Source organism: Flavobacterium sp. (genome assembly GCF_043773265.1).
In the GTDB taxonomy this organism is placed as follows: domain Bacteria; phylum Bacteroidota; class Bacteroidia; order Flavobacteriales; family Flavobacteriaceae; genus Flavobacterium.
The window spans coordinates 1-9,157 of the sequence record NZ_JAYVFH010000076.1 but is presented as its reverse complement, the minus strand read 5'-3'; the positions used below and the strand labels follow the sequence as shown (position 1 = coordinate 9,157).

Sequence of the window (9,157 nt, the reverse complement as noted above, 5' to 3'; positions counted from 1 at the left end):
TTTTGATGAATAATCGTGAAATTCCGGAGCATCATTTCCCCATCTTGACACCATTCTTGGTTGATCGTGATTGCCTAAATAAATTGTTCCCCAACCTTTTGTTTCATAAACTTTATCCCAATCAGAGTATATTTTTTTGAAATCTATTAAAGAATATGGACCCATTTTTTTGAAATATCCAGGAACATATCCCAAATTTGTTCCTTCAAAATGATACCCCATGTCGAGTTCTTTTCTATCAGGATCAACAAAATTCAATGCTGTAGAAGTCAACATTCCTGCACCTTCAGCCAATGCCATACAATCATATTTGCTTAAAACCTCTTTATTCATTTCTTTTAGATATTCGTGCAAATGTGGACCACTTGCTAAATAAACATCCCATCGACCTTTATAATTTTTATCTAAATCGGCTTGAGTAATAACAGGAAAAGTAGTGTCTTTTGAAATAAACGGAATTACATCCATTCTAAAACCATCAATGCCTTTATCCAACCACCAACGCATCATTTTATAAATTTCTTGTCGAACTTTTGGGTTTTCCCAATTCAAATCAGGTTGTTTGAAGTTGAAGTAATGTAAATAATACGAATCGGTAGTTTTGTCATAACGCCAACCACTTCCATCAGCTTCAAAACTACCGGGTCTAAAAGCGGGTTTACCTTTTTCTGCTGGCCACCAATGGTAATAATCACGATAAGGATTGTCTCTCGACTTTCTACTTTCTTGAAACCATTTGTGCTCGTCAGAACTATGGTTTACCACTAAATCCATTACTAATTTTATACCTCTTTCGTGCATTCCTTTTAGTAAAGTATTGAAGTCCTCCATTGTTCCAAATTCTTTCATTATGGCTTGATAATCAGAAATATCATAACCATTATCAGCGTTTGGAGAAGCATAAATTGGATTTAACCAAATAACATCTATACCGAGGCTTTTTATATAATCTAGTTTTTCGATAATTCCTTTTAAATCTCCTACACCATCACCATCTGAATCTTTAAAACTTCGTGGATAAATTTGATATACAACCGCTTCTTTCCACCATTTTTTATCATAAGTGGTTTTTTTTGCCGCTAATTCATTTGGTTTTGAGTCTTTTTTACAAGAAATAAAATTCAAACATAACAATAATGTAACAAGTATTATTTTAAAATTTTTGTGATACATAATGTTGAAAAAATTTAAATTGTTTTTATAAAATTAGATTATTAATTTAAAAATAAATTTTTCTACATCTCAAAATCGAAATTAGATTACCGAAAACGTTTTCGATTTCAATAAAAATCATTATTACTAAAAATTAGTAGTAAAAGAAATTAATTAGATAAGTTTACAGTACAAAAATCACACTATTATGAATTTCAATATTAAGAAAATAGGAGTTTTAGTATTTCTTGCAACTTCTTGTTTTGCTCAAAAAAAAGCTGACGAGTGGAATCTTACAGCCAATTCCCGTCAAAACTATTTTGGTGTAGCAATGGCAAATGGCCAAATAGGAATTGTAACCAATGACGAACCATTAAAAACTAAAGAAATAATTTTAAACGGAGTTTATCAACCAAGTCCAGAAAATGGTATTAGTAAAATTGTTCGTGGTATTGAGTTTTTAAACCTTCATTTGAGCATTAATAATGAATTAATTAAATCTGATAATATTGATAATTGGAGTCAAGTTGTGGCAATGAAAGAAGGAATGAGTACTGTTTCTTTTTCGTTTAAAGACTATGCAACTATTGATTACACCATTTTGGCCAATAGAGCAATTCCATATTCGGCGATGGCAATTGTAGAAATTACACCAAAAAAAGATATCGAAATTGCTGCTAATAATTATATGGTTGTTCCCGACGAATTGAAAGAAGCCAAAAGTCAATATCGAGTTTTAAAAGACAACCAGTTTTTAATGCCTGTTTTTGGAACTTCAGCCAAAACAATGAACGGAAAATATACGATTGCAGCTTCAACCACTTTTTTGTTTGATGGTCAACCCGAAATTTTAAAACAAACTGGTGATGAAGTTGGTTTTACTAAAAAACTTTTAAAAGGAAAAAAATACCGATTTGCAGTTGCAGGTGGAATTTGCACTTCAAAAGATATAACCGATCCTTTAAACGAGTCGGAACGTCAACCTATTTTTGCTTTGCAAGAAGGAATTGATAAATTATTAGACCGACATAAAAAAGCGTGGGCAACATTATGGGAAACAGGAGATATACAAATTGAAGGCGATTTGGATGCGCAACAACGTGTTCGCTTTGCGTTGTATAATTTGTATTCATTTATTCGTCCTGAAACACGTCAAAGTATTGCACCAATGGGATTGTCTTCGCAAGGTTATAACGGACATATCTTTTGGGACTCTGAACTTTGGATGTATCCAACATTATTAGCCTTACAACCAGAAATGGCAAAATCGTGTCTCGATTATCGTTCAGATAGATTGCAAAAAGCAAAACAAAAAGCTACAATTTATGGTTATAAAGGAGCAATGTTTCCTTGGGAAAGTGACGATACTGGCGAAGAAGCAACGCCAACTTGGGCTTTGACAGGAATTTTTGAACAGCATATCACATCAGATGTTTCAATAGCTTTTTGGAATTATTACTCGATGACACAAGACAAATCGTGGTTAAAAAGTGAATACAAAGTACTAAAAGAAACTGCCGATTTTTGGGTAAGTCGTGTTGTTAAAAATCAAGATGGAAGTTATTCTATTTTAAATGTTGTTGGAGCTGATGAATATGCGCAACACGTTGATGACAATGCATTTACTAATGCGTCAGCAATTGAAACTTTAAAAAACACAATCAAAGCAGCAACCATTTTGAGCGAACCAATTAATCCAAAATGGATAGAAGTTTCCAACAATATTGTAATTCATAAAAAAGACGGAATTACACAAAATTACAAAGGATACAATGGTCAAACCATTAAACAAGGTGATGTAAATTTATTGGCTTATCCTTTACATATAATTACAGATAAAAATCAAATCGAAAAAGATTTGGCCTATTATTCAGAAAAAATTGATAAAAAAGATGGTCCAGCAATGGCACACGGAATTCTTTCAGTTTTATATGCAAGATTAGGTGATAAAGAAAAAGCTTATGATCATTTTGTAAAAGCATATTTGCCAAATAGTCGTCCTCCATTTGGCGTTTTCTCAGAATCGGCAAACAGTAATAATCCCTATTTTGCAACTGGTGCAGGAGCAATGCTGCAAGCCATTATTTATGGATTTGGTGGCGTTGAACAAACGGATAACGGTTTAAAATACAATAAAGGGTTGTTACCCAAAAACTGGAAATCCTTAAAAATTATTGGAATTGGAGTTGATGAAAAAACTATTATTATTAAATAGTAGATATTTTTAACATTAATTCATAAATAAACTTCTAATTTTTTAATAAACGTATCATTTTCACATTTATACACTCTTAAAAAAACATACTACGTTTTTTTAAGGGTGTTTTTTTATACATATAACAAATATTTAGTAGTTTTTTTATTCTTATGATTTTAAATCGAAAACGTTTTCGTAACCACTATAACGTTTTAGTTATAGTGTTTCTTAAAATTTTCACAAAATTAGATTACGTTTGACTTCCTATATAAACAATTATTAACTAACTCATTTATTACGTATGAAAAATAGTCTACTCAAGGGCTTATTGGTTTTTCTAACTATGTTCTTTACTGGTTTTGCATATTCGCAAACTGTAACTGGTGTAGTTTCAGACAGTTCAGGACCACTTGCTGGTGCATCTGTCACTGTCAAAGGAACTTCTAATAGCCAACAAACAGATTTAGAAGGAAAATTTACAATTAAGAATGTAGCTGCAGACGCTGTTTTAGTGTTTAGCTACATAGGTCTAAAAACAGAAGAAGTTAAAGTTGCTGGTAAAAGCACAATTAACACAACTCTTAATGAAGACCAAGAAGTTTTAAAAGAAGTAATGGTTATCGGTTACGGTTCTGTAAAAAAGAAAGACGCAACAGGTGCAATTGATCAATTAAACTCAAAATCAATGGACAATATCTCAGCAACCTCACCAGCTGAATTATTAAGAGGAAAAGTTGCAGGTGTTCAAGTTACTTCATCAAGTGGAGAACCTGGCGCAGCTGCTTCAATTAGAATTAGAGGAAATTCTTCTATTCGTTCAGGAAATGGTCCGCTAATTGTAGTTGACGGTGTTCCTTTGGATGGAGGAAATGTTTCATCTGGTGGTGATGATTTACTTGGTAGATCTTCTTCAAGAAATCCATTAAACTTTGTTAATCAAAATGATATTGAAAGTATGACTATCTTAAAAGATGCTTCTTCAACTGCTATTTATGGTTCTCGTGGTGCAAATGGTGTTATTGTTATAACTACTAAAAAAGGTAAATCTAAAGAACCACAATTAACTTACTCAACATCAACTCAATTCAGTAAAATTGGTGGTGATTTTAATGTTATGGGTGCTCAAGAATTTGTAGATAATGGTGGAGTTGATAATGGCTCAAGAGTATACAACTGGAAAGATGCAGTTCTTCAAAACGGATTAACAACAAGTCACGATTTATCTTATAGTAAATCAACAGATAATTCTAGTACTAGGGTTTCATTTGGAGCTAACAATACAGAAGGAATTGTTAAAAACACAGGTTTAGATAAATATACAGCTTCTCTTTACAATTCTAATGATTTTTTTGATGGTAAATTAAAAATTGAAGCCAGATTAACTTATGCAGGATTAAAAGATAGAGCAACATTAGTTACTAATAATGCAGGATTTATAGGAAACGTTATAGGAACTGCTTTATATTGGAATCCAACAAATCCTATATACGATGCTTCTCCTGATGGATATTACAATCCAGGATACAACTCACCTGTTGGTGCTTATGGTAGTGATACTTATTTAAATCCAGTTCAATTATTAGATGCATACAAAGATTATACAAATACTAGTAAATTATTAGGAAGTATTAATACAACTGTGAAATTAACTAGTAATTTAAAATATCAATTTTTATTTGGTGTAGAAACTTCAAATTCTGCAAGAAAAAGTCAATTGTTGCCTACTATTCAAGTTCAAGGAGCTATATTTCAAGCCACTGATCCGGTTACATTAGAAGTTAAAAGAGGTAATGCAGCGATATTAAATGAAAGTAAGTTTAATAAAACATTCGAACACACATTAAGCTATAATAAAAATTTTAGCGAAAATGTAATATTTGATGCATTAGTTGGATATTCTTACTATGTTTATAATGCTGATGGAAATACCGCTAGAGGTAGAGGTTATGATATAGAACAAGTTAATTTAGTAGACAATATTGAAGGTGGACTTCAAAATGAATATAGAACAACTTCTTTTAGAAATAGAGTTGAATTGCAATCCTATTATGGAAGGACTAATTTTACACTTTATAAAAAATTGTTAATAACAGCAACATTAAGAGCTGACGGCGCTACCAAACTTGGAGCTAATAACAAATACGATTATTTTCCATCTGTTGGACTTGGATATAAAGTTGTTGAGAACAAAGAAGGTATCTTAAATAGCTTTAAATTAAGAGGAAGTTACGGTATAACAGGAAATCAAGAATTTTCTCCTAATTCTGGATTGAATAAAGCACAATACTCTTTAAATGGTAATTTAGCAACAGATACTAATAGAAATTTAAATTTAAAATGGGAGACTACAAAATCGTCTGGTGTAGGTGCTGATTTTACTTTATTAAAAAACAAATTATCTGGATCGTTAGATTATTTCATGAGAGATACAAAAAATTTAATTTCTCCAGTTCCACCGGCAGGTTCACAACCTGGTCCACCATCACCAAGATTTGTGAATTTACCTGGAAATTTAATAAACAAAGGATTTGAAGTTTCTTTAAATTATAAAGTTATTGATACTGATAATTTAACATGGGATATTTCAGGAAACGCTTCATTCTTAACTAACAAAATGACAAAATTTGCTCCATTCGTTTTAACAGGAGAATTAAATGGTCAAGGATTATCAAATGCTTCTGCACAAGTAATTACAAATAATCAACCAATTTACAGTTATTATATGTATGAGTGGAGAGGTTTTGACGCAAGTGGAAATTCAATATATGCAGATGCGGCTGGAAATGATACTGATTTAGGATTTGCAGCAAAGAAACTAGTTGGTAAACAACCATTGCCTAAAATGAATCTTGGATTTTCAACTAATATAGCTTACAAGAATTTTGATGCATCAGCTTCCTTCTATGGCGCCTTTGGACATTATTTATATAACAATACTGCAAACGCCTATTTCTTTAAAGGAGCATTTTTAGGTGGAAGAAATGTGCCAGCAAGTGTAGCAACATCGGCTCAAGCTCAAGGTGATCCTAACTCACCATCTACAAAATATTTAGAAAAAGGTGATTTTTTAAGAATGGGTAATCTTTCTTTTGGATATACTTTTAAAGGAAGTTTCTTAGACAAGGCAAAAATAAAATCTGCTAGACTTTTTGTTAATGGACAAAATTTATTCGTAATTACTAAATATTCTGGATTTGACCCAGAGGTTGATACTGATAAATCTTTAAATGGTGTTCCATCTGCTGGAATTGATTATTTATCTTATCCTAGATCTAAAAGTTATAGTGTTGGACTTAATTTAACATTTTAAAAAAAATAAAAATGAAAAGAAATTTATTAATTAAAAGTATCCTCTTTGCTAGTACGCTACTATTAAGTGTAAGTTGTACTGATTTAAAGGAAGAATCATTAGATGGGGTTATTATTGAAACAGATGGAGGTGGTACTGTTAATACATCAGCAATTTTGCAATCTGCCTATAATGGTTTAAGAGAGTTTCAAGCTCAAGGACAAATGTTTGCAATGGACGAAATGTCTACAGATGCATTAGTTGGACCAACTCGTGGTGGCGACTGGGATGATGGTGGTGCATGGAGACAACTACATACACATACTTGGGCACCAGATCATGGTGAAGTAAGAGGCGCATGGAATTCTTTATTATCAAATGTTTACAACTGTAATCTGGTAATTGAAAATAGTTCTAATGCATCTGAAATTCTTCAAGCAAGATTTTTAAGAGCATTCTATTACTATAATGTTGTTGATTTATTTGGGCAAGCACCATATAGAGAAGCAGGTTCAGAATTGGAAGCAGATCCATTAATTTGGACACGTTCTGAGGCAACAGCATATGTTATTAGCGAGCTTGAAGCAATTGTTGGTACTTTACCAGCAAGAGTAGCTGGAGATCCAAGTATAGCAAATTCTGATGCAGCACATTTTTTATTAGCTAAAATTTATTTAAATAAAGGTGTATTTGATTCTGCTGCTCCAGAAGGACCATATACTTTTGATAATGCTGATTTGACTAAAGTGGTAACACATGTTGATGCAATGTCAAATTCTTTATCAACTAATTATTGGGATAATTTTAGTCCAAGTAATAGTTCATCTGATGAATTAGTGTTTTCATCTAAAAACGTTGCTGGTAATGGTGGTAACATTCAATCTCGTTGGAGAATGAGTTCTCATTACAATCAAACTCCTGGAGGATGGAATGGTTTTGCAACAGTTGCAGAGTATTATAACAAATTTAATGCGGCTGATTCTAGAATAAATAATACATCTCCTTATATGATTAATAATTTTGGTAATCCAGCAGGTTTCCAAATCGGTCAACAATATGCACCAGGAGGTGTTACTCCTTTACAAGATAGAAATGGTAATGCATTATCTTTTACTTCTGCTTTAACAATTATTACTAATGGAGTAACATTAGAAACTGCAGGTATTAGAGGTATGAAATACATGCCAGACACAGCAAATCTAGATGCGCCAAACAATGATTATGTATTAATGCGTTATTCAGATGCACTTTTAATGAAAGCTGAAGCAATTACTAGAGGTGGAACAGGAGCAATTGGAACTATTATGGCAGACATCGCTGCAAGAACTGGTCAACCAGCTGCGCCTGCAACTTTAGATGGTATTTATGCTGAAAGAGGAAGAGAATTATGGTGGGAAGGTTACAGAAGAAACGATATGATTCGTTTTGGTACTTTCTTAAATCAAAGAGGTTTAAAACCTTATGTTTCAGCTGCTAAATATGCTTTATATCCAATTCCTGCGGATGCTTTATTTAATGCTAATTTAAGTCAAAACCCAGGTTATTAAAAATTTTGTTTAATATTTTGTTTGAGTTTTTTTATAAAAAGAGGGTAATTTTTTACCCTCTTTTTTGTTATATTATTGACAAAATTGTATTAAATTGTGCTACTTAAAATTCAATAAAAATTACCACTTTATATGTTATATAGAATTGCTTTTTGTATATTAATTACCCTAACGTTTAATAGTTGTTCTGATAAAAATTCTGAAAATAAAAATGGTTTATTTTCCAAATTAGAGTCGTCAGAAACAGGAATAGATTTCATCAACGAAGTTAAAAATGGCGAAGAAATGAACATCTTTAAATATAGAAATTTCTATAATGGTGGAGGCGTTTCTATTGGCGATATAAACAATGATGGTTTGTCAGATGTTTATTTTACTTCCAATCAAGGCGACAATAAATTATACCTTAATAAAGGAAACTTTAAATTTGAAGATATTTCTAAAAAAGCTGGTGTTGAAGGAACCAAATCTTGGTCTACAGGAGTTGTAATGGTTGATATTAATGGTGATGGATTTTTAGACATATACGTTTGCAACGCAGGAAATTCTATAGATGAAAAAAGAAAAAGCGAACTCTTCATCAATAACAGAAATTTAACTTTTACTGAAAAAGCAGAACAATACAATCTTGCAGATACTGGAATAACAACACACGCAGCATTTTTTGATTACGATAAAGATGGCGATTTAGATTGTTACATTCTCAACAACAGTTTTATTCCTGTGAGCAGTTTAAATTATTCTAATAAAAGAGAATTACGCGATAAAGATTGGGATGTAAATCCTATTTTAAAAGGTGGTGGCGATAAATTATTACGCAACGAAAACGGTAAATTCATAGACGTAAGCGAACAATCTGGAATTTATGGAAGTTTAATTGGCTTTGGTTTAGGAGTTACAGTTGGCGATGTAAATGGCGATTTATATCCAGATATTTATATTTCCAACGACTTTTACGAAAGAGATTATCTT

The 9,157-nt window shown here is 31.8% G+C and carries 5 protein-coding genes; 4 read left to right on the top strand and 1 reads right to left on the bottom strand.

The features are described 5' to 3' along the window. The coding region (locus ACH2BO_RS04165) for an alpha-glucosidase (RefSeq protein ID WP_395043497.1) at positions 1-1,173 on the bottom strand (1,173 nt) is incomplete at its 3' end. Between the two features lie 187 nt (positions 1,174-1,360). On the opposite strand from ACH2BO_RS04165, the gene ACH2BO_RS04160 reads away from it, so the two are divergent. The 4 genes from ACH2BO_RS04160 to ACH2BO_RS04145 form a co-directional block, all read left to right on the top strand. After that, positions 1,361-3,367 carry a glycosyl hydrolase family 95 catalytic domain-containing protein gene (locus ACH2BO_RS04160; protein ID WP_395043496.1) on the top strand — a complete coding sequence of 669 codons (2,007 nt, stop codon included), beginning with the start codon at positions 1,361-1,363 and terminating at the stop codon, positions 3,365-3,367. 283 nt (positions 3,368-3,650) lie between these two features. After that, complete coding sequence (locus tag ACH2BO_RS04155) at positions 3,651-6,659, top strand: SusC/RagA family TonB-linked outer membrane protein (protein ID WP_395043495.1); 3,009 nt, start codon at positions 3,651-3,653, stop codon at positions 6,657-6,659. Between the two features lie 11 nt (positions 6,660-6,670). Beyond that, positions 6,671-8,185, top strand: coding sequence for a RagB/SusD family nutrient uptake outer membrane protein (locus ACH2BO_RS04150; RefSeq protein ID WP_395043494.1), 1,515 nt, complete (start codon positions 6,671-6,673; stop codon positions 8,183-8,185). A gap of 132 nt (positions 8,186-8,317) precedes the next feature. Continuing rightward, positions 8,318-9,157 (top strand): FG-GAP repeat domain-containing protein (locus tag ACH2BO_RS04145; protein WP_395043493.1); only part of this gene is annotated, 840 nt, incomplete at its 3' end.